General features: G+C 55.5%; 14 protein-coding genes and 1 pseudogene. 2 read left to right on the top strand and 13 right to left on the bottom strand.

All coding sequences use genetic code 11. The features are described 5' to 3' along the window. Positions 1-128 precede the first annotated feature (128 nt). Both V4U88_RS16585 and V4U88_RS16580 read left to right on the top strand, forming a co-directional pair. Positions 129-1,076, top strand: a pseudogene (locus V4U88_RS16585) (IS3 family transposase); the annotation flags it as partial. 188 nt (positions 1,077-1,264) lie between these two features. Further along, positions 1,265-2,125: a sugar phosphate isomerase/epimerase family protein gene (locus V4U88_RS16580; protein WP_334074350.1), complete on the top strand. Its 861-nt coding sequence runs from the start codon at positions 1,265-1,267 to the stop codon at positions 2,123-2,125. 57 nt (positions 2,126-2,182) lie between these two features. On the opposite strand, the gene V4U88_RS16575 is transcribed toward V4U88_RS16580, so the two are convergent. The 13 genes from V4U88_RS16575 to V4U88_RS16515 all read right to left on the bottom strand — a co-directional run bounded on the left by V4U88_RS16575 (position 2,183) and on the right by V4U88_RS16515 (position 22,432). After that, entirely contained in the window at positions 2,183-2,509 is a 327-nt protein-coding gene (locus tag V4U88_RS16575; RefSeq protein ID WP_334074349.1) for a DMT family transporter, read from the bottom strand. A 92-nt stretch (positions 2,510-2,601) separates the two neighbouring features. After that, entirely contained in the window at positions 2,602-3,150 is a 549-nt protein-coding gene (locus tag V4U88_RS16570; RefSeq protein WP_334074348.1) for a TetR/AcrR family transcriptional regulator, read from the bottom strand. A 4-nt stretch (positions 3,151-3,154) separates the two neighbouring features. Then, positions 3,155-3,580: a YvaD family protein gene (locus V4U88_RS16565; RefSeq protein WP_334074347.1), complete on the bottom strand. Its 426-nt coding sequence runs from the start codon at positions 3,578-3,580 to the stop codon at positions 3,155-3,157. Positions 3,581-3,736: 156 nt separating this feature from the next. Beyond that, entirely contained in the window at positions 3,737-6,472 is a 2,736-nt protein-coding gene (locus V4U88_RS16560) for an alpha-mannosidase (protein ID WP_334074346.1), read from the bottom strand. A gap of 89 nt (positions 6,473-6,561) precedes the next feature. Beyond that, on the bottom strand, positions 6,562-7,557 hold the full coding sequence (locus V4U88_RS16555; protein WP_334074345.1) for a glycoside hydrolase family 130 protein: 996 nt from the start codon (positions 7,555-7,557) through the stop codon (positions 6,562-6,564). A gap of 36 nt (positions 7,558-7,593) precedes the next feature. Beyond that, positions 7,594-8,913 (bottom strand): glycoside hydrolase family 125 protein, encoded by a 1,320-nt coding sequence (locus tag V4U88_RS16550; protein ID WP_334074344.1) that lies wholly within the window; start codon positions 8,911-8,913, stop codon positions 7,594-7,596. Between the two features lie 1,083 nt (positions 8,914-9,996). After that, the gene (locus tag V4U88_RS16545; RefSeq protein ID WP_334074343.1) at positions 9,997-13,143 is read right to left on the bottom strand and encodes an alpha-mannosidase; all 3,147 of its coding nucleotides are present in this window, start codon (positions 13,141-13,143) and stop codon (positions 9,997-9,999) included. Between the two features lie 4 nt (positions 13,144-13,147). Further along, positions 13,148-15,442 carry a glycoside hydrolase family 3 N-terminal domain-containing protein gene (locus V4U88_RS16540; RefSeq protein WP_334074342.1) on the bottom strand — a complete coding sequence of 765 codons (2,295 nt, stop codon included), beginning with the start codon at positions 15,440-15,442 and terminating at the stop codon, positions 13,148-13,150. A gap of 27 nt (positions 15,443-15,469) precedes the next feature. Continuing rightward, positions 15,470-16,387 carry a carbohydrate ABC transporter permease gene (locus V4U88_RS16535; RefSeq protein WP_334074341.1) on the bottom strand — a complete coding sequence of 306 codons (918 nt, stop codon included), beginning with the start codon at positions 16,385-16,387 and terminating at the stop codon, positions 15,470-15,472. 22 nt (positions 16,388-16,409) lie between these two features. Further along, positions 16,410-17,300, bottom strand: a complete 891-nt coding sequence (locus tag V4U88_RS16530) for an ABC transporter permease (protein ID WP_334074377.1) — start codon at positions 17,298-17,300, stop codon at positions 16,410-16,412. 159 nt (positions 17,301-17,459) lie between these two features. Then, positions 17,460-18,962: an ABC transporter substrate-binding protein gene (locus tag V4U88_RS16525; RefSeq protein WP_334074340.1), complete on the bottom strand. Its 1,503-nt coding sequence runs from the start codon at positions 18,960-18,962 to the stop codon at positions 17,460-17,462. A gap of 133 nt (positions 18,963-19,095) precedes the next feature. After that, complete coding sequence (locus tag V4U88_RS16520) at positions 19,096-20,610, bottom strand: response regulator transcription factor (RefSeq protein ID WP_334074339.1); 1,515 nt, start codon at positions 20,608-20,610, stop codon at positions 19,096-19,098. Then, a complete protein-coding gene (locus V4U88_RS16515) occupies positions 20,603-22,432 on the bottom strand; it encodes a sensor histidine kinase (RefSeq protein WP_416367255.1) in 1,830 nt (609 codons plus the stop codon). The genes V4U88_RS16520 and V4U88_RS16515 overlap by 8 nt, the downstream gene beginning before the upstream one ends. Between the last annotated feature and the right edge of the window lie 308 nt (positions 22,433-22,740).

The raw sequence follows: 22,740 nt of genomic DNA, 5'->3' as shown, positions 1-22,740 counted from the left end.
TTGCAACGCCTGCAGGAGGTAGAGCAACGCTACCAAAAGGCCGTTAAGGTCCTTGGTGAAAAAGAACTCGAAATCGAAATTTTGCGAGAGTTGCTAAAAAAGAAAAACCCCGCTTATCTGAAAAATTTGAAATAGCCGACCCATTCATTAAGCGGGGGGAACCGGCAGCTGTTGTGCTGCGCATTCTTGGGTTGTCAGAATCAACGTATTACGACCGTAAAAAGCGACTGGCCCAGTCAGCAGAAAAAGGCGAAGAACGTCCAACCGAAAGCCGTGCAGGTCGTCCCGTGCCTGGATACTCTTACACGGCTACAGGTGAGAAAGTTAGCGACGCACAAATCAAAGAATGGCTGCTCGAACTCCTTGAAGGAGAAGAGTTTGTCTATGGTTATAAGTTTTTGGCCCAATCCCTTCGAGATAAGTATGATCTCATCTTCAACAAAAAGAAGTCTTATCGACTTTGCCAAGAGTTAGACATATTGCAGAAACCTAGAAAGCGCGTACGTTCCCACCCTCGCCGATTACCGAGAAATCGAGTTATAACGGGGTCAAACCAACTTTGGCAAATGGACATTAAATATGGATACGCGATCGGGCAGGAACGGTTCTTTTTTGTACTCAGCATTATAGATGTGTTTGACCGAATGGTAGTAGGGCAGTATAGAGGCCCAGTATGCGAAGCTAAACAAGTCGTCCAAACCTTATGGTATGCCTTGCAAGACCGTATAGAGCCCGGCGAGCCTATGCCGGTGGTTCGTACAGACAATGGTCCGCAGTTCGTCAGCAAGCTATTTGGAGATACCTGTGAAAGCTTGGATCTTATTCATGAGCGTATACCACCTCGGTCCCCCAATATGAACGCCTACATTGAGTCATTTCACAGCGTCCTGGAGCGCCATCTGTTTAGCCAAAGGGACTTTATGACCCTCGATGAAGCTTATGAGGCGCTGGACCAATACATGGACTTTTACAACAACCGAAAAATTCACGGTAACTTAAGAAAAATGTCTCCAGCGAAGTTCTCGATATGGGTGAGGACACTGGAAGACACCTCTGCCTTTCATAGAGCGGTGTAATACGGCAGAATAAGGAGCAATCCTGTGAATTCATAAACATTGTAGGGTAGGACTCCGGATTAAGGGGGCCTAGCCGGATTTGCAGGAATTTTGATATTACAGCTCCATACGTTCGAAAAAGCCTGCAGATTTGCAGAAATTCTCAATCGCTATCTTAATATCCTTAAGAACAGGGAGATGAATCCGTTATGAAGCTGGGCATCAGTTCGTACAGCTTATATCAAGCCATGCACCAGGGTCGGATGAACATTCTGGAAGCCGCCGAATGGATCGCGGAAATCGGCGCGGAGCACATTGAAATTGTGCCTAATCTCGGTTTTGACTTCGATAGTACCCCGGAACTGGAAGAGCAGTTGAAGGAGAAAACCCGAGCCTTGGGCCTGGAGATGTCGGGCTACTGCATCGGAGCCAATTTCGTCATGAAAACGGAGGCGGAATACGAAGCGGAAATCGCCAGGGTCATCGCTGAAGTAGACCGCGTCAACCGGCTCGGTATCAAGCTGATGCGGCATGACGTCGCTTCCCGTGAAGACACTTCCATTGTCCGTTTTAACGAGGACTTGGAGAAGGCCGCGGCGGCCTGCCGGATCATCGCCGACCATGCGGCACAGTACGGCATCACCACCAGCGTGGAGAACCACGGCTACTATGTCCAGGCCAGCGACAGGGTTCAGGCGCTGATCCATGCGGTAGACCGTCCGAACTTCAAAACGACGCTGGATGTCGGCAACTTCGTTTGCGTGGACGAAAATCCCGTAACCGCGGTGAAGAGCAATTTGCCATATGCCTCCATGGTGCACATTAAAGATTTTTACATCCGTCCTTCCTACCGCAATCCGGGAGAGGGCTGGTTCCGCAGCGCCGGGGGCAGCTACCTCCGCGGCGCGATCGCCGGACACGGCGATCTCGATTTGTGGGAGATTCTTCGGGCCATCAAAAGCTCCGGTTACAACGGGTTCCTGTCGATTGAATACGAAGGCATGGAAGATGGTCTGACCGGTACCAAAATCGCCTTTGACAATGTCAAACGGATTTGGAACGAAGTCTAAATACGCGCAAAACCGGTTCGGAGCTTCCTTCCACGAGGAGTCCGGACCGGTTTTTATTTAGCCGTGCGTATTTCCCGAGAACTGGAGCCCCATGACGCCGGCGATGATCAGCATCAAGCATACGGCCTTCATCCAATTCAAGTCCTCCTTAAAGAACAGAAATCCGATGACCGCGATCAGCACCATGCCGACCCCCGACCAGATGGCATAGGCGATACTCACCTGGAGATTTTTCAGTGAAATGCCCAGCGATCCAAATGACAGAATATAAAAGACGCCCACCGCGATGGTTGGTCCAATTCGGGTATACCCTTCGGACAGCTTCATAAACGTCGTGCCGCAAACTTCAAATAAAATAGCCAAAGCTAGCCACATATAAGCCATTATTTCCTTCACCTCGAAATAGATATTGCTTCTGCTGACCTCGACGGGCTTACCCCGTTTGTCCTTCTCCCCGGTTTGGGGCTCGCCCTGCCTTAGTTCTTCACCCGGATTCCGTCCAGAAAAATATCGACCATATTTCTTAACGCTTCGCCGGAGGTCATGCGTTCAGAACGCACCTCCAGCAGCCTGTGCGTCGATCCCACATACATCTGAATCAGCAAATCCAAATCAAAACGGCGGATCGTCCCTTCGCGCACGCCTTCCTCGACAAGCTGCTCAACGCCTCTCCAGCCCTCGACGAGATAACGTTCGGCATGCTCCCAGGCTTCCGGATAGCTCCGCCGCAGATCATCCAGCAGACGGAAGTCCTTCACCGCCAGACTGCCGGGAAGCACGAGCAGGGCCTCACGCAGCTTCTCGGCAACCGTGAGAGATGTATCCTCGCGGATGGCCAGCTCTCTTCTCTTCATCTCTTCGATCTCTGCCAGCGTGATCGCCGTGATCAATTCTTCCTTCGAAGCAAAATGCTGATACAGCGTCTTGGAACTGATGCCGAGCCGCGCAGTAAGCTCGCGGACCGAGAACTTCAGCCCCCGGTACGCCAATTCCTCCCTGGCCGCGCTCAGAATTCGTTCCCTCATCGGATTACGCCGCTCCTCTCTCTTTCGTAGGCTTCTCGACAGCCTGGTCCGATCGTACCAGACCCGGAATGAAGACGCACGGGTACAGCATCAAAAACAAGTTCGGCACCCACCAAACCAGATCGAAATCAACCCGGAAGCTCCAGAAAGCGATCGCTTGCAATCCCGAGCAGAAGGTCAGCACCATTGAGATCAAGGCCAGAGGCTTCCATGCGGGCCGTCTTTTGCGCCAAAGCGCAACCGACATAAGCCCCGTCACCGATATGAATAAGTCCAGCGGCAAAAAAGACAAGTTCCAGGCTACCAACAGCGGATTGTTATAGTCCTGATAAACGTAAGACTTGGGAATCCACTTCAAAAAGGTGGCCGCCCAATAAATAAGGAAGCCGATGTCGGTCATCAACATCAGCCAGGATAAACTCCTTCGCATCGCTCTCGTCCCTTCCGGAAAACTCAGAAAACGTTAATGTTTATTTGTTTTCCATCCTACCTTTTTCTTTTTCCTTTGTCAACGAAATACAAAAAGCGCGGGCCGTCAGAAGAGTTCTCTAACCTCTGACATCCCGCGCTTCAATTTCGGCTTATCTTATCTCCTTACGCCGATGGTTACAATCTCGCATGGCCCGACCGGAAGGGATAGCCCGCCGACCGGATTACCGGTCAATGGAGCATGCGCATCTTCCATAATGGTCGTTTTGTATAATTGCTTGACCGGAATCTCCGGGCTGAACGTGAGCTCGGAGCCGCGGCGGCTCATGTTGAACCAGCGCAGCATCATGTCTCCCGTCTCCTCGTTGATTTTAAGCGAGGAGAAGGCCAGCTCCGCACTTTCCCAGCGAAGCACTGCCGATGACGGCGCGACGCTTCCGGCATGAACCCCCGTCTGGGCCGCCGTCCAAGGGACCTGGAACTGATAGGCTTCGGCGTAAGCGGCATACGCCCCTTGCTCCCCGGCCCCATAAGGAATCAGTTCCAGACGGAAAGTATGCTCGCCGAGGCATTGCGCCTCCGGCGTCGGGAACAGGCCCCAATCGCCCAGTTCGCCGACGGCCCGCAGCAGCGTTACGGCGATCGTATTGCGGCCGTCCCGCAGCACCTCGTATTCATTCAGGCCGAGATTGGCTACGACCAGCCCCGCTTCGCCGTCGCTCAACTCCACGAAAGCCTGCTGATGCTGGGTGTTGCTCGGATTTTGCCATTCCGGAGCCGGCTCATTATCGCGCTCGGCAATTTCGAACATCGAGTCGGCGCGGTGTTTGGCGGCAGACAAATCGGTCGGGAACAGCATTCTGAGCCGATGATCCTTCGCCTGATTGTTCAGCTTCGTCTCGATCCGCACCCCTTTGCCGCCGGCCTCCAGGGAGAGCACGGTGCGAATCTCCAGCGGAACGAGACGCTTGGCGCGCTGGGCTTGGCGCTCAGGATAGTACACCAGCTCCCGCTGCTCCTGGTCCAGCAGTTCATTGGCGGAAGCCGGAATTTCCCAGGCATGCACGATTTCAAGAGCAGCGCGATACGGCTTGTCTTCCAGCACACGGATTTGCGCGGCGATGCCTTGGGTGGTCAGCGGCTTTTCGGCCTCAGGCTGACGGTACATATACTCGTTGCCGATATCCCCGGTGTTCTCATAAATGCCCAAATCCCGGTAGACGCGTCCCGACACCTTATCGCTCAGGGAGAACGAGCCGTCCTCAGCGATTTCGACCCGCAGCGCTTCGTTCTCCATCACAAGATGGCCCGTAAGCAGCGAACCGGCGTGCACCGCCTCCTCACGCTGCGGCCGCTTCACCCAAGCGTACGCGCGAAGCCCCAGCGCCGGAATCGCCTCTGCACGGAACGTGATCCGCACCTTGCGGCACATGTACGGCTGGCGGAACCGGTCGTCCGGCAGGTCATAGCCGAACAGCAGGCCCAGATCCTCCACGGTGCAGGCAACCTCCCGGCCGCGGTCGTCCACCAGGACGCGGCCGGACAGATCCACCGCCCTCATCCAGCGGGCGGTCTCCTCCAGGCCATGCCCGTCCCGCAGGTACAGGCGGGCGGCATCGATCTCCACCGCGATCACGCCCGACCGGGTCCAACCGGTCGTATTCATGGCGATCAGCGGGAGCGGATCTTCGCCAAAGGCGGCGAATCCCGACGTATCGACCGCTTCGGCGAGCGCCCGCTTGCTGTCGTCGATGATCGCCTCCGCCACATGGCGGCTCTTGGCAAAGCGCGTAACCATTTCGCGATGCACCTCGTCCACGCTGCAGCCGCAGATACTGTCGTGCGGGTGGTTTTGCATCAGCGTTTTCCACGCATACGTAAATAAGTGATGCGGATAGTCCTTACCCAGCAGATGCGCGAAGGAAGCCAGCGGCTCGGCCACTTTTTCCAACAAGGCCTGCCCTTCCTGGTTCATCTGCTTGAGATACACCCGCGCCGAGGCCGTGTTGACCAGCGTCCCCCAGCCGTCCGTCCGCTGGCTGCGCAGCTCGCCCTTGACCGTGGACAACTCCCGGTCCATCGCACCTTTCAGCGACTGCAGATATTGCGGCAGACTGGAATGCACGAACTCAGTGTCCGGATAAAGCCGTGCCGCCGTTTCCAGCGCCTCCGGCAGGTCGAGCTGAACCGGCTGGTGATCGCAGCCGTTCATAAACAGCAGTTCGCCCGTGGAGGCGTATTTCTCCGCATCCGCCAGCTTGCGCTCCCAGTACAGCTTGGCTTCCGCCTCGTCCACAGGTACCTCGTTGCCGTTGGAGTACCAGTTGGCGAACAGGATGCCCAGCACCTTCGAGCCGTCCGGGCCTTCCCAGAGCAGCTCGGAGAAGGAAGACTCATAGCCTCCGTCCGAAACCGTATTATTGAAGCCCGTCGGCTTCACGCCCCGCCCGAAAAAGACGTTGTCGATGCCCGACTGCTTCATCAGCTGCGGCGTCTGTCCGACCAGACCGAACGTGTCGGGGAAATAACCGATTTTGGCCGGTTCCCCGTACGCTTTGGCATCCCGGCGGCCGATCTGCATGTTGCGCACATTGGCCTCGCCGCTCGTCAAAAACGCATCCTGCAAAATGTACCAGGGCCCGATCAGAATCCGGCCATTCCGGATATGCTTCTCCAGCCGTTCCTTGTTCTCAGGCCGCACTTGGAGGTAATCCTCCAGAATGATCGTCTGCCCGTCGAGATAGAAGCTCCTGAAAGCATCGCTTTGATCCAATTTGTCCAAAAGAGCATCGACCAACGCGACCAGCCGAACATGGTGCTTCTCATAAGGCAGGTACCATTCCCGGTCCCAGTGAGTGTGGGAAATAAGGTGGGCCGTTCTTTTTTTATCCATGTGGATGGAGTCCCCTCGCTTTCTCGCGAATTTGGTTTGTGTATGGTTCAATTCCTGCACTTTTGCATCTTCTTGCCGCGGGCTAAGATTTACGCCTCTTCCAGCGGATATTGCTCCATGTAGCTCAGCAGCTCATCCACGGTCGTGAAGGCCAATCCGGTCACGGTATCGGCGCAGCCATAGTAAATCGCGATCCGCCCGGTGTCGGCGTCCGTCAGGGCGGCGCAAGGGAAAGTTACGTTCGGTACGTCTCCGACGCATTCGTACAGCGTTTCCGGACCGAGGATGTAGTTGCGCGACCGCGCTTTGACGATCCACGGCTTGTCGAGGTCCAGCAGCGCGCAGCCCATGCGGTACACGAACCCGTTGCAGGTATTGATGACACCGTGGTAGATCAGGAGCCACCCTTGGTCGGTTTCGATCGGAACCGGTCCGGGGCCGATTTTTTTGGACTGCCAGGCGGAAGCGTCCCCGTTGATCGTCCCCATCACATAGCGATGCTTGCCCCAGAAGGTCAAATCGGGACTCTCGCTGTAAAAAATATCCCCGAACGGCGTGTGGCCCGTATCGCTCGGACGGCTCAGCATGGCGTAGCGCTCCCCGATTTTCCGCGGGAACAGCACCCCGTTGCGGTTATACGGCAAAAAGGCGTTTTCCAGTTGGTGGAACGTTTTGAAATCGGTCGTATAAGCGATGCCGATCGTCGGGCCGTGATAGCCGTTGCACCAGGTGATGTAATAGCAGTCGCCGATTTTGCAGACCCGCGGGTCGTAACGATACTCCCGCTTGATCACTTCCTCGTCCCCTTCAAAAACGATCGGGTCGTGGTTGATGGTCCAATTTACGCCATCGTCGCTGAAGCCGGCAAAAATGTCCATGCTCACCGATCTGGAATCGCAGCGGAACACCCCGGCAAATCCGTCACCGAAAGGAACGACGGCCGAGTTGAACACGCTGTTCGAGTTCGGGATCGCGTGCCGCTCGATAATCGGGTTTTGCGAATAGCGCCAAACCGGGGCGTTCAGGCCCTCGGGTTTATCCTGCCAAGGGATATTTTTCAGGGATTCGCCAATAATTTTGCTCATGATCAAGTCTCCTTTTTCCTGGAATAGTTATAGACCTTACACAATGCCTTCCTTCATCGCCCGGTACACCAGCTGCGAGAACAGGCTGTTCGACCAGGCAAACCATTTGCGCGTAAATGTATGGGGATCGTCCGCGTGGAAGCCTTCATGCATATACCCGGTATCCGCGTCGGTCGCTTCCAGCATCGCGATCATCTCCAGCTTCTCTTCCTTGGTCTGCGCCGTAATGCCCTGCATGGACAAAGCCATGTGCCAGATATAGTCCTTCGGCGTGTGCGGGCTTCCGATGCCCCGGGCCGCCTTGCCCTCGAAATAGAACGGATTCTCCTTGCTCAGCGCAAAGCGTCTCGTATTTTGATAAACCGGATCGTCCGCCCCCACATAGCCGAGGTACGGAATGGACATTAACCCCGGCGTTCCGGCGTCGTCCATCAGGCAGTAGTTGCCGAACCCGTCGGTTTCGTAGGCGTAGATCGGTCCGAATTCCGGATGACGGTAGATGCCGTAAAGTTGAATGCCATGATCCACCTCAAATTCCAGCTCTTTCAGTTTGGCCAGGAACGCCAGATCGCGGAACACCCACTCGGCAAACTCCTGCATTTGGCGCAGGGCCACGACCGCGAACATATTGCCCGGAATGTTGTAATGGAAATCGCAGGCATCGTCGCTGGAACGGAAGCCCGACCAGATCATCCCGGTGTAATTGACCGGCATGCCCAGCCCTCCATTGCGCAGCGAGTCCTCGGGAATTCCGTTGTTCCGGGTGAACCGGTACGGGGACTGTTCGAAGTGACGCTGTTCGGTTTTGAACAGCTCATAAATCCGCCGCATGGCCGCTTTAAACCCGGCGTCAAAAATATCCGCACGCCCCGTCTCTTTCCAATACGTGTACGCCAGGCGGACGACGAAGCATAACGAGTCGATCTCGAATTTGCGCTCCCATACCCAGGGTGACATCTCGGTCTCATCAGTCGTATTCCAATGCCAATCATTGGCCGATTCGTTAAAGGCGTTGGCGTACGGATCGATATGAATGTATTCGATATGGCGTTTGATCAGCCCCGCGATAATCCGCTGTAGATCCGGATCCTCCTTCGCCAGCGGCACGTAGTGAATCACCTGCTCCACGGAATCGCGGAGCCAGCAAGCCGGGATATCTCCGGTAATGACGAAGGTCGTACCGTCGTCCAGCAGCTTGGTTGTCGTCTCCAGCGTATTCGGAAAGCAGTTTTTGAATAGCCTCAGCAGCTTGGGCCGGTGGGCCAGCTTTTCCTCCGCTTCGCGCAAAACGTCCTGCACGGCGGCCGGAAGCGCAAGCGGCGGCATCGGTATTTTGGGGAGTCTGAATTGTTCCATGGGGCTGTTCGCTCCTTTATGTGGTTAATAAGTTGAATTGAAAAGTGCAAGTGTAGAGGCGCCCGGTGAAGTGTTGTTCTTCAACGGGAAACCTCCCGTTATTTTACAAATCTGGATCCTTAGATCGGATTTAACTGGAATAATGCCATCCATTATGCGACCCCAGCCGCCGATCCCCCCTATTTCAGATAAAATAGCGGGAGGTTTTCCAGCTAATTCTCCTCCGCACCCACCGGAGCACCTTATTATCGGGAGGAATTCCCGTTATTTTGCGTTAAGTATCAAACCTGACATGGTGCTGTCTATTTCAAGATTAGTACGCCGCGTTAGCGGCTTTTTGAGACGCTATTTCGGCCCGATTCGGCTCCGCGGGAATAATAGCGGCCCAAAAGAGTCTTATTGCCTTGTTGCGGGCTCAAAAACCGGGGTCTGGCCTACTTTTCCCCAAAATAAGGTCCTAAAAATCACTGAAGTTGTATCAAACCTGACATGGTGCTGTCTATTTTGAAACTTGTCGCCTCGGTATGGCGAGTTGGATCCGGCGCGCCCCATTTCCCTAACCGCCGGCGCATTTTAACGCTAACGGTTGCCACAGCCGTTATTTGTCCTAAAAACGCCGACTTCCCATTCTAACGGTCGCCACGGCGCTTATTTCGCATAAACAGGCTGTTAAGGCGAGAATCCAGGGGAATAACGGCGCTCACGACCGTTAGAATTTCGAAAGGGCTACTTTTCGTTAAATAGCGGCTCCTACAGCCGTTAGACTCCTCTCAGGCGTTAGTACCAGCCGGAAAGCCTGACCTTTTGCAGGAATTCATACTCGATTATATCGATGCAGGTGAATATTGGATGAAAAAAAGAAAATTTCCCGAAATAAAGCAGGACTACGCCATGCGTAAGATAGGGCCCGCATTTTTAACCATACTCTTCTTTCATGTTAGGGTTAGTGCATCGCTAGTGCCTAAAAATCCGCTATTCCATACCGATCAGCCAAATTCGACAAAATAGCGTCGCGCCAGGCCGTTATCCACATGCCCGGCTTCAAAGGAAAGTTGATTACCGGTCTACCGGTTTTCGACTCACCTAGCTTTTTATTTTCAGGGTCTTGATTTCGTAAGGGGCGAAATCCAGCCTGATCCGCCCTCCGTCCGTCTTCAACGGCTCCAGCTCCTGCTCCAGCGCGTTGGACCGGAAGACTTGCCCGTGCGGCAAGCTCCAGGTCAGCTCCGCGCACTCGCGTCCGCCGGCGGACTCATAGAAGCGCAGCACGACGCCGCTGCCGTCTTCGGCCGGCTTGACCGTATCGAGCACCGCGTGCTCGCCCGTGAAGCCGACCAGCGATTGCACCGGGGGCCGCGAGCCTTCCCGGGCTTCGCAGGCGACCACGGCCGGCTCGTGGTTCAGTTCGGCCGCGGCGCGTACCGTATGCGCCGTCTGCCAACCGCCGGTATGCGGGTACAGCGAGTAAGTGAACTCGTGCTCGCCCAGATCGGCGGTTTCGTCCGGCCACTTCGGCGCGCGCAGCAGGGACAGGCGAATCGTACTTCCCTGCACGTCATAGCCGTATTTGCAGTCGTTCAGCAGGCTGACGCCATATCCCCGCTCCGAAACGTCAGCGAACCGGTGCCCGCACACCTCGTACTGCGCCTGCTCCCAGCTCGTATTGCGGTGGGTGGGACGCTCCAGCGCGCCGAACGGAATTTCGTAGGTCGCTTTATCCGTCACGACATCGATCGGAAAACCGACCTTCAGCAGCTTATGGGCTTCGTTCCAGTTGACTTTGGTGCGGAAGTCGATCCGCCGGTGATGATGGTACAGGATCAGGTCCTGCGTCATTTCCGACTGGCCGATGCTCCAGCGGAAGCGCAGCACATCCCGAACCGGCCCGCTGGAAACCAGCTTGCTCTCCAGCAGTTCCGCCTGCCCGGCGGGCTGCTGTTCGTAACGGCTGTCGATGTCCCAGGCGTCCCACAACGTCGGCCGGTCATGGAAGAAATGAAACCGGTTGGCCGCTTCGCCCGGCTTCACGATTTCCCGGTCCGCCGCTTTATCCCGCAGGCTGACGATTTCCCCGCGTTCATTGAACGTGAGCCGGTAATGCTCCGTTTCCCAAACGCCGGGGAAAGTTTGCGTCTTCAGTTGCGCCCCCAGCTCCCGGGACGCGGCCGATACCACAGCTTCCGCCGACTCCGCCTCGCTTCTCAGCCAGATCGTCTTGTAGCCGAAAGCCGGGATTTCCGGCACCCGGACCCAGGCAGCGGCTTCTTCGCCAACCGTCCCGGACAACCGGTCCAGCTCCGCATCAAGCCGTCCGCCGGTTTCATCAAAGGCGGCAGCATACCCGCCAAGGCCATGATCCCGGATCTCAACCACTGCATCTCGGGCCCACCCCAGGCTGTTGAATATGACATAAGGCTTGCCTTCGCCGACCGTGTCCACCTGTCCGGCCAAGACCTCCAGCCCCTGTGCCAATCCGGCGCGGCCTTTATCGAAAATCTCCGCGTATTCCTTCTCGGATGTCTCGTACACTTCCGTAATCGCAGATCCGGGAATAATATCATGGAACTGGTTGAGCAAAATCAGCTTCCACCCGCCATGCAGCGCGGCCTGAGCCTCGCGCCGCCGCTCCTCCGGCATCGCCGGAGCCGCCAGCGTGTTCCAAACCTCCGCTTCGCGATAGAGGATTTCCGCTTTACGGTTGTTCCGCTTGTTTCGCCCGTGCGTCGTGTACGTGCCGCGATGCAGCTCCAGATACAGGTCGCCATGCCAGGAAGGAAGCTGCGGCCGCGCCGCCTCCATCCCTGCGAAGAACGCCGCGGCCGTGCTGTACGCGCTGGCCGGCTGGCCGACCATCAGCCCGGCGCGGTCGATATATTCCAGCATCTCGCGGGTCACGCCGCCCCCGCCGTCGCCATGCCCGTAGAGCAGCATTTGCTCGGGATGGGCGGCTTTTTCCCGGTAAGATTGCCAATGATCATGGATATCTTTCGGCAGCGTGTTCTCATTGACGCCATGGTTCAAGTAGGACAGCATCGGCGTCCCATCGATACCGACCCAATGGAACAAATCGTACGGAAACACGTTCGTGTCATTCCATCCAAGCTTGGTCGTCATAAAATAGCGCACGCCGCCGTGACGCAAAATCTGCGGCAGCGAAGCGCAATAGCCGAACGTGTCCGGCAGCCACTCGATGTCCGAAGTCCGGCCGAACTCTTCCAGATAGAACCGCTGGCCGTACAGCATTTGGCGCATCAGCGATTCGCCGATCGGCAGGTTCAAATCCGGCTCGACCCACATGCCGCCGACCAGTTCGATGCGCCCTTCCTTGATCCGCTCCTTCACGCGCGCGTAAAGATCGGGATCATTGTCCTTCAGGTAGGCGAACAGCTGCGGTTGGCTTTGGGCGTACCGGTACTCCGGATATTCGCGCATTAAGGCATCGACCGTCGAGAAGGTGCGGCTCGCCTTGCGAACCGTTTCCCGGGCCGGCCACAGCCAGGCGATATCGATATGGGATTGCCCGACCATATGGATCAGCCCCTCGGCATTGCCGCCGATCGCTTTAACGCGCGCGGTAAGCCGCTCTTCCACCCCAGCGAAGGCACCGCCCTCGCGAATCGCCGCCCCATCCAGCGCCACAACCTCATCCATGGCGGCGTAGAGCGCCTCAAAGAGCCGGGTGCGCCGGAAATCCTGCTCGGGCAGCAGCACGGCCGAATCGCGGACCACCGTCGCCGTGTACATAAGCTGCTGTACCGGCCGGTTGACCAGCACAAGCCGGCTGTCGATCGCGGAGATCGGCGGCTGTATGACCGCCTGTTGGTTGAGCGGATCGACCGGCTCCGGGATCGGGTCAAACAGCTCGATTTCCAGTTCCAGCGGGAGCTCCTCCGGTTCGGAAGGCAATGTTACAAACGTATGATTCCGGTCCAGTCCCTGAAACGATTTGCCGTTGATTCGCAGCAGTCCTTCGCCCCCGGAAGCAAACACCAGGCCGGCGTGCCCGCCCCGCCAACCGGCCGGAATCGACAGCCGGGTCCGAAAGAAATACGTCGTCCCCTGCGTGCTAGGAAATCTTTCGAACTGTCCGCCTGCCGGATAATCCGCTTCCGCAGTGTACTTGCCGGGAACCTGGTAGGCGGAGGTAGTGATTTTCCAATCGCGCAGCGCGATCTGCTCCAGCCATTGCAACTCCGACAGCTCCCGAATAAACCGTTTAATCCGTTCCATCGATTTAACCCTCCCGTACGATGAGCTTGGCGCTCCATGTATCATTCACATGCCTGCCGACATGAATCCGGAATTCCCCCGGCTCCACGACCGGCTTGTAATCGCGGCCGATATACTCCAGTTCCTCCGCACCGACGGTAAACTCCACCCGGCGCGATTCGCCGGGCGCCAAGTAAACTTTGCGGAAGCCCTTCAGCTCCTTGGCTGGTCTCGTCACGGCGCTGGCCACGTCGGTCACGTATAATTGCACGACCTCCGCTCCGGCCCGGCTTCCGGTGTTCGTCACGTCCACCGTGACCTTGGCCGTCCCGTCCGGCAGGATACACTCCGGCTGTACGATCAGATTCGCATAGCCGAATTCCGTGTAGCTCAGCCCGTAACCAAACGGGTAACGAGGCTGCGAATCGTCTTCCAGGTATCTTTTGCCGCGCGAACGCTTGCCGTTGTAATACACCGGAAGCTGGCCGACATGCTTCGGAATGGAGAGCGTTAGCCGGCCGGACGGATTGACATCCCCGAACAGCACGTCGGCGACGGCATGACCGCCCTCCTGGCCGGGGTACCAGGCTTCCAGAATCGCATCGGCATGCTCGTCGATCCAGGGCTCGGCGACCGGCCGGCCGTTAATGTATACCACGATCAGCGGCTTGCCCAGCTTATGGACCTCCTGGATCAGTTCCAGTTGCACTCCCGACAGCCGCAGGGACAGCCGGTCGATCCCCTCGCCGCAGTCCATGTCGCTCTCGGTATTTCCGGTGACCTTGGAGGCCCCTGTCTTCAGATCGATGCTGCCTTCGCCGAAATCGCGCGCGCTGGAGCCGCCGACGACCATAATGACGGTATCGGCCTGCTCCGCGCAGGACAAGGCAAGCTCAAAGCCTTCCCGCGAATCGCCTTTAATCCGGCAGCCCGGCGCGTACAGCACCCGCTCCGGCGCATCCGCCAGCTTGCCGCGGATTCCGCCCAGCACGGTCGTGACCTTCGACCGCGGCTGCGGGGAGGTGTAATCGCCGAGCTGATTGTAGCCCGTGTCGGCGTTCGGGCCGATGACGGCGATCTTCCCCGCCGCCGACAGCGGCAGCACACCGCCTTCATTCTTCAGCAGCACGATGCCCTCGCCCGCGATTTTCCGGGCCAACTCCACGTGCTCCCGGCTTCCGATGACCTGTTCGGCCCGATTCGGATCGGCATAAGGCGCCTCGAACAGACCGAGCCGGAATTTCAGCTCCAGCACGCGGCGGGCCGCCTGGTCCACCACGGCGGTATCCAATCGGCCGTTACGAACCGCTTCCACCAGGTACTTGCCGAACATTTCGCCGGACATCTCCATATCGATGCCCGCCTCAATCGCCTGGACCGCGGCATCCTGCCCGTCTTCGGCCGAATCGTGGCCGGACGCCAGCATGTCGATGGCGCCGCAGTCCGTGATGACCATGCCGTCAAAGCCCCACTCGCCGCGCAGCACCCCGTCCAACAATTCCTTGTTGGTCGTGCAGGGCACGCCGTCGATTTCGTTGTAAGCCGGCATGATCGAGGCCGCGCCGGCCTCCACGGCTTTGCGGAACGGCAGCAGATCCACTTCAAGCAGCTCCCGCCGTCCCATATGCACCGGTCCGGCGTTTCGGCCGCCTTCGGAGCTGCCGTAGCCGACGAAGTGCTTCAGGGTAGCGGCGACGCTGTCTTCGCCGTCCAGCCGCTCCCCCTGCAGCCCTTCCACCGAAGCCACGGCCATTTGGCCGACCAGATAGGCGTCTTCCCCGAAGCACTCTTCCGTCCGCCCCCACCGGGGGTCGCGGACGACATCCAGCACCGGGGAATACGTCACCGCGCCGCCCTGGCTGCGGGTTTCTCGGGCAACCGCCCGGCACATTTCCCGGTACAGGTCCACGTTCCAGGTGCTGCCGAGAGACAGCGGCACCGGGAATACCGTCGCCCCGATCGCCATATGGCCGTGCGAGCACTCCTCGCCGATCAGGATCGGAATCCCGAGGCGCGAATGCTCAATCGCATAGCGCTGAATCTCGTTGACCGCCTCCGCGCCGAGGCGCGGCGACAGCCCGCTTTCCAGCGTGACGCCCGTCCACGGATCGGCCCGCAGCACGCCGTACAGCGAGCCGACTCCGCCGTTCTCCACCTGCTGTTTGAAGGACTCGGCAAGCTTTATTTTCCCGTCTATATGCTCATAGGTCTGCCAGCCGAACGGCTGGATCAGCTGACCGACCTTCTCTTCCAAAGTCATCAGACCGAGCAGATGCTCCACCCGCTCCCCAATCGGTTTGGTTTTGTCTTTGTAGATCATGGTCTCCACTCTCTCCTCCGGATGATCTTATTCTTTAACTGCCCCTACCGTAAGACCTTGAATGAAATAACGCTGGAAGAACGGATATGCAAAAATAATCGGTCCCGTCGCAAGCACAACCATCGCCATACGCGACGTATCCTGAGGCAGCGAACGCAGCGACTCCAGGCTGAGCGAGCTGTTCTGCGAATTTTGCAGAATGAACTGCATACTGGTTTCGATCCGCATCAGCATGGATTGCAGCGGCACCAGATTCGGGCTATCGATATAAAGCAGGGCGTTAAACCAGTCGTTCCAGTAGCCCAACGTGCTGAACAAACCGATCGTCGCCAGACCCGGAAGGGACAGCGGCAGCACCAGCTTGAGGAAAATACGGAATTCTCCCGCCCCGTCGATTTTGCCCGACTCAATAATGGCGTCAGGCACACTCGTGCTGTAGAACGTCCGCAGAATCATGATGTAAAACGCGTTGACCGCAAGCGGCAAAATCAAAGCCCAAATCGTATCCTTCAGACCGAGCAATTGGGTCACGATGATGTACGTCGGCACCAGGCCGCCGTTGAACAACATGGTGAAGAAAGCGAAAAAGGCGAAAAAATTGCGGAATTTAAAGCTTTTGCGCGAGATGGCGTAAGCATAGAAAGCAATGAACAGCAAGCTGATCATCGTCCCCACCACCGTGACAAAGATCGTCACGCCGTAGGAACGAAGCAGGGTGTCCCCCGTTTGAAACACATAACGGTAAGCTTCAAGACTCCATTGGGACGGAATCAGCTTATAGCCGTCGCGCGCCAGCACGCCCTCGTCGGTGAAGGAAATAATGACGACGAACAAAAACGGAAACACGCAGAGAAAGGCAAAAATGCCGGCAATGAGATTGAACACCACATTCCATGGCGTTGAAAGCTGATGAAAATCGCGGACTTTAACAGTTCTCGCTGACACGTTACTCACTCCTTCCGGTGTATTAGAACAAGGCGCTATCCTTGTCGTATTTGCGCACGATATAGTTGGAGGTCATGACCAAGATGAAACCGACAACCGATTGGTACAAACCCGCCGCCGTACTCATGCCGATCTCCCCGGTAGTTTTGAGCCCGCGGTAAACGTAAGTATCGATTACGTTCGTCACCGAATAGAGTGCTCCGGAGTCTCGGGGAACCTGGAAGAACAACCCGAAATCCGCATAGAAGATTTTTCCGACAGCCAGCAAGGTCATGATCGTAATGATCGGCATCAGCAGCGGAATCGTGATCTTGCGGATTTGCTGGAATTTGCTGGCTCCGTCGATCATCGCCGCTTCATACAGGGATTTGTCGATCCCCATGATCGCCGCCAGATAAACGACGCTGTTGTAGCCGACAGCCTTCCACAAATAGACCAGAATCAGAATATATGGCCATACTTTCGGGTCGGAATACCACTGCATCGACTCGGCACCGAAGGATTTAAAAACTTGATTCAGCAGCCCGCGGTCGGCGCTGAGGAAGCTGAAAGCAAAATAGCCGACGATAACCCAGGATAAAAAGTACGGCAGAAACATACCCGTCTGATAGATTTTTGCCAATCGCTTGTTCGCAATCTCGCTCAAAACCACGGCCATCAGCACGGATAACACCAGTCCCACGAAAATGAAGACAATATTATAGAGCAGCGTATTTCTCGTAATGATAAAAGCATCGTTCGTGCTGAACAAAAATTTGAAATTGTCCCAGCCCACCCATTTGCTGTTGACGATGCTGGCCCAGAAGCCGTCCCGGCTAAAACGGTATTGCTTGAAGGCGATAATCGTGCCGAACATCGGCAGATACGAAAAGAATAGGAACCATAACGCTCCCGGCAGAACCATGAATAGCATGACTTTATTTGTATTGATATCCCGAAAAAAACCGCCTACCCTTTTCACGCGAATCCCTCCTGATCGCTAAAATTTTATCGCGGCGGAGTGTGAAAAAGACCGGGCGTAAGGCTTTTCACCCGCCCGATCTTTTCAATGCCTCCAAGTCCATGATGCCTTTTACTTGTTGTTTGCGGCTCTCCACTCGTCGATTTGTTTTTGCGCTTCGGCGATGATTTTGTCGAGACCGGCCGCTTTCAGTTTTTCGTTTGCTTTCGGCAAGTACTCGTTCGGATCGACCGTACCCGTCATCAGGGAAGACCAGAATTCTTCCTTCGCATTCTGTACGGCGGCGATTTCATTCGTCACTGCGGAAGTATCGAAGTTGAAGCCCAGCAGCGGAGCGTTGATGCCCGATGCGTTGAATTTTTTGAACTCATCCCATTTGTTGTCCGGATCGCCTTCGTTCAAATAAGTGATCATGATGTTCCCGAGTGAGAACGTCGGCATATCGTAATTTTTGGCGTCCGCCAGGTTTTTGATCATGGTGTCGTTCACTTTTTCATAGTGAACGCCCTCGATCCCGGAATCGATCAAATTACGCAAGTAAGGGTCGGTGTTCAGCAGATTCAGGAATTCCATCGCTTTCTCCGGATGCTCGGAATTGGCGGAAATCGCCTGCATGGAACCCATGACGGACCAGTTAAAGATGTAAGGCTGACCGGCCGGTGTGGAAACGACAGGGTAGCCATAGCTGGCGGACCAGAGGTTATCGGCGAGCGGCTGGGTAGACGCGCGGTCCATAAACCATTTCCCGGATTTAAACAAATCTTCCACCGAAGTCGTGGTCGCTACTTCCGGAGAAATGTAACCAGCTTTGTAGTATTTGCGAACGGTTTCAAGAGCCGCTTTGGCTTCCGGGGTTTCCAAAATGTTAACGACTTTATAGTCCTTGGTATTGAGATACACGGCCATCGGCATCTTTTCGATGACATAGTCGAACGGCATTAACGGCATAAAGTCTTTCTTCATCGCATAAGGCGTAATGTCCGGCTCGTTTTCTTTAATCGCTTTAAGCATCGGCTCCAAACTTTCCAGCGTCGTCGCTTTGGTTATATCCAGTTTGTATTTATCCAGCAATTCTTTGTTAAAGCGCCATACTTCTTGAGCCGGAAGCTCTTTATTGGCCGGAATTGCATAGTTGTGTCCGTCAACCTTGGAACCTTCCAGGAACGCCGGGTCGAGCGTTTCCTTGATACCTTGGCCATACTTGTTAAGAAGATCGTCCAGTTCCAAGAAGGCGCCTTTGCGGGCGTTTTGCACGTAATCGAAGGCCCAGGAGCATGTGAACATAATGTCCATCGGCTCGCCGGAAGCGGCCATGACCTGCATTTTTTGCGTATAGTCGCCGTAGTCGATCATTTTCATATCGATCGTGGCGTTGATTTTTTCCTTGGTGTACTTGTTGACTTCTTCCACCACGCGATCCAAATCTTTTTGCGGTGCACCGATCGTGTACCAGATCAATTCGACCGGCTTCTCGGCTTTCGCCGAATTACCCGATCCCGCACTGTCGGCTTTGTTCCCCTCCGTTTTGCTTCCGCCCCCGCAAGCGCTAACAATTAACGTAAGCGCAACCAATGAAGCCAGCAGCATGGAGAAGCTTTTTCTTTTTTTGCCCATGAGTAAACCTCCCTTTTGATGTGGAACCATTTAATCTAGTTTTACTTTATGACATGAAAGCATTTTCAAATAGAAGAGAAAATAAATAAATCATGTTCAAAATAAAGAAAAGAGCCTGCCGGCGACACGGTCGCTAGCTCAGCCCTTTGAACTCCGTCGGAGATATCCCCACATATTTCTTGAATTGCTTGTAAAAATATCCGGCTTCCCAATAGCCGACCTGACGGGCAATTTCATGGACTTTTTGGTTCGTCGACTTCAGCATCTCCTTCGCCTTCTCGATGCGGTATCGGTTGATGTACTCGGTAAAGGACTCCCCGACTTCCTTATGAAAAAGCTGCCCGAGGTACACGGGATGAATTTTGTACGTATTACCCAGCGTTTTGAGTGAAAGGTCCTGATTGTAGCCCTCATGGATGGTGTTCAGCACCTGCTGGACGACCGGGCTCTTTACATCCCGGTTCAGAGCATCAATGGCCGATGCGGCGGTTTTTTTGACAATCTCGGCCAACTCCTCCAGCGTATCGGCCGACCGGATTCTTTCAATTCCGCCCGCAAATAGTCCCGGGTCTTCCGTATGGCGGATTTCCTGCAGTTGCATCTTGAACCGGAGCATCCACTCCAGGGCGATTTCCTGCAGGAAGGCCGGCGTCGCCGCGCCCTGTTCGCCAAGCCTGGAAAGCTCCCGGCCGATCAGGGCATCCAGCCCCTCCTTGTCCCGGGTAAGCAGCAGCCTGGAACTCTCACTCCAATCGATTGAGGACGCCTGGGCCCTTTCGGTCCGGTCCTTTAGCTCCTCATGGCTGATTACTTCAAGTTCGGGAAAGACCATGAAGTATTCCTGGGCTTTCTTGGCGTTCTCATAACTGATAAAGGCGCATCCCTCCTTCTCTTCGACGCTGCCGAGCGAGATTTGCGGACGATAGAGGGACAGCATTTCGGCCAGGCGGTCGATGACTTCACCCGCCTCCCGTCTCCCCCGGTCGGGCTCCTCAAAATTATGCAGCAACACCAGATCCCCGTCGTTGTCCCGGAACGGAACGATCTCCGGGTTGCCCTTAAGCTCCCGTTCGACCCGGCTATAGATATCGGCGGACGCCTGCCGAACCCGCAGCAGGGAGACGAGGACCCAGGGCTTGTCCAGCTTGAGTCCCAACAGATCGGCCCTTTCCTGGAACTCCTCCGTACCGATCTGGTTGTACATCCACCGGTGCATCACATTGTCCCGCAGGATGCGGGTGCTGTATTCGCTCAGGGCCTCATGAGTGCGGGTCAGATCCAGCTTGTTCCGGACCGCGGTCAAGGTAGCCGCGAATTCCTCCAGATTGATCGGCTTCAGCAGATAGTTCTCGATGCCCAGCGCCATGCCTTCTTTCAAATAGGCAAATTCGTCATACCCACTGAGTACGATCACCTTCAGGTCGGGCTTGAATTCCCGGGACCCGCGAATCAGGTCCAGGCCGGTCATCTGCGGCATCGAAATATCGGTAATGAGAATGTCGGCCGGCTTCTCCCGAAGCGCCTGCAGAGCGGCGCTTCCGTTCTCGGCATGACCCACGATCTCCATCCCCAGTTCGGCCCAGTCGACGATATCGTATAATCCTTCGATGATAAAAGGCTCGTCGTCCACAAGAAATACTTTATACATTCCGGTCTCCCTCCTCGAGTTCGGGAAAAGTCACGACCACGGCCGTTCCTTCGCCCTCTGCGCTGCTCACTTCCACCCCGCAGGCCTCCCCGTACAGCAGCTTCAAACGCTCATGAATGCTGCGCAAACCGAAGGACTCCGCGTATTCATCAGGCTTTTGGAGCCCCAGGCGGATTTCCTCCAGCCTTTCCGGCGAAATGCCCCGGCCGTTGTCCCTCACCTCCGCACGAATCATCCCTCCCCCGGAAGGAACGACGGAAATCGAAACGGCGTTATCCGCCCTGTCTGTCCGCAGGCCATGGATAATGTAATTTTCGATGATCGGCTGCAGGGACATTTTTAACACAGGCTTCGTCTCCAGCTCTTTGTCACAGCTCACCTTATAGGACAGCCTGTCCTTATAGCGGATCCGAAACAGTTCGAGATAAAGTCTGCAGGCCTCCAGCTCATCTTTTAACGTGTAGTTCCGCTTTTGCTGCACATAGTTTTTGAACAGCATCGACAGGCTGTAAATCATCTCGCCGACATCCTTCGCCCCCTGGGAGACGGCTCTCATACGGATGACTTCCAGCGTATTGTACAAAAAGTGCGGGTTCACCCGGGATTCAAGCGCTTTCAGTTCAGCCTGTTTTTGCTTGATTTCCGCTTTGTATACCCGGTTAATGTACTCGTTGAGGTTGTCGAGCACGCTGTTAAAGCTCTTGGAAATCAGCCCGAGCTCGTCATCGCGGTCATCCTCGATGCGCACGGTCAGATCTCCATTTCTCACCTTGCGGGTAAAGCGGACGATCCCGTAAGTCCGTTTGGCAAAATTGCTGATAAACAGGGATGGTAGGATGATCGCCACCATGATGCAAATCGCGCTGATCGTTACGATGGTATTCCGCAAACCGCGGTACGTCTTGGCCAGTTCTTCTTCCGGCACCGTGCTAAGGACGGTAAAGCCGCCCTGGCTTTGCATCAGCTTCGTCACGATCAGCCCGTTCCCCACCGTGCCGTTGTCATAAACGGAATTCACCTGCTCGAAATACGGATACTTCTGGCCGTAATACATCCCCGAGCTGTCGAACAACACATCGCCTTTGCCCGAGATGACCAGAATCTGACCCTTTAAGTTGTCCTTATATTGCTCCAGGCTCTTCTGCACGCGGGTCGTGTCGAAATAGACGACCAGTTGCCCCATGTTGCGCAAGGACTGGTTATTGTTGACGGGAACCCGCACCGAGTACATCGGCGTTTCCGGCATGCCGATCGTTTTGCGGATCCAGATATTCGGCAACGATACGTTAGCGTCCTCATCCAGGTACATGACGTCGGGAACATAGGACCGGGATGCGTTCGTGGATACGATTTTAAATTGTTTGAAGCTGTTATAGACGTATAATTGCTGCAAATCCGCGCTGTACAGCATCAGGCTCATAATATCGCGATCATCCTCGACCTGGTTCCGGAAATACTGGATCGTATCCGTTGTGGAGCCCGTCCCCGTGTCGCTGAAAAAACGGTCCAGCCGATACCTGACGTAATCCTGATAGGGATGCTCCATAAAATAGGCCGTATTGTAAGCCAGCTCCCGGTCGCGGTAAATGTCCCGCAGCATCCGCTGAACCGACTCGTACTTCCCGGCGACATAATTGGAAACGCTCTCGATTGCACTTTTTTGAACGTCCATCTGCCGCTGGACCACGGCCTCCGACATCACCTGATACATCAGATAGGAGAATGTAATAATCGTCAGGATCATGATCATGGAGAAGAACAGAATGATTTTCATGAACAGATTGTTTTTAAAATATTTACGGTAAATGCCGCCTGCGATCATTTCGCGCCCCTTTCCGCCGGTCCGATTATTGAGCATTATAACACGCCTGGCAAGCATAGGTTGCGGTTTCACACATATAGAAATAAATTGGCTGCTATGCCAAAGCAGATCGACAGAGTGCGTCCTTATGATCTAACCTGACCAAAAAATCCGCCGTTGGCTTTGTCCGGCCCGCCGGGGCGGGCGTGAGAGATTTAACGGGAAAAACTCCCGTTAATTCGAGCCGGGAGACACGCGATTTGCATTTACCTGGAAAATCTCCAGGTAATTTGGAACTGCGGCTCTCTCTCACACCACTTGAGCCGAAT

The organism is Paenibacillus sp. A14, from assembly GCF_036864815.1.
Lineage (GTDB): Bacteria > Bacillota > Bacilli > Paenibacillales > Paenibacillaceae > Fontibacillus > Fontibacillus sanfengchensis.
This window is presented reverse-complemented; position numbering and strand designations above follow the sequence as displayed.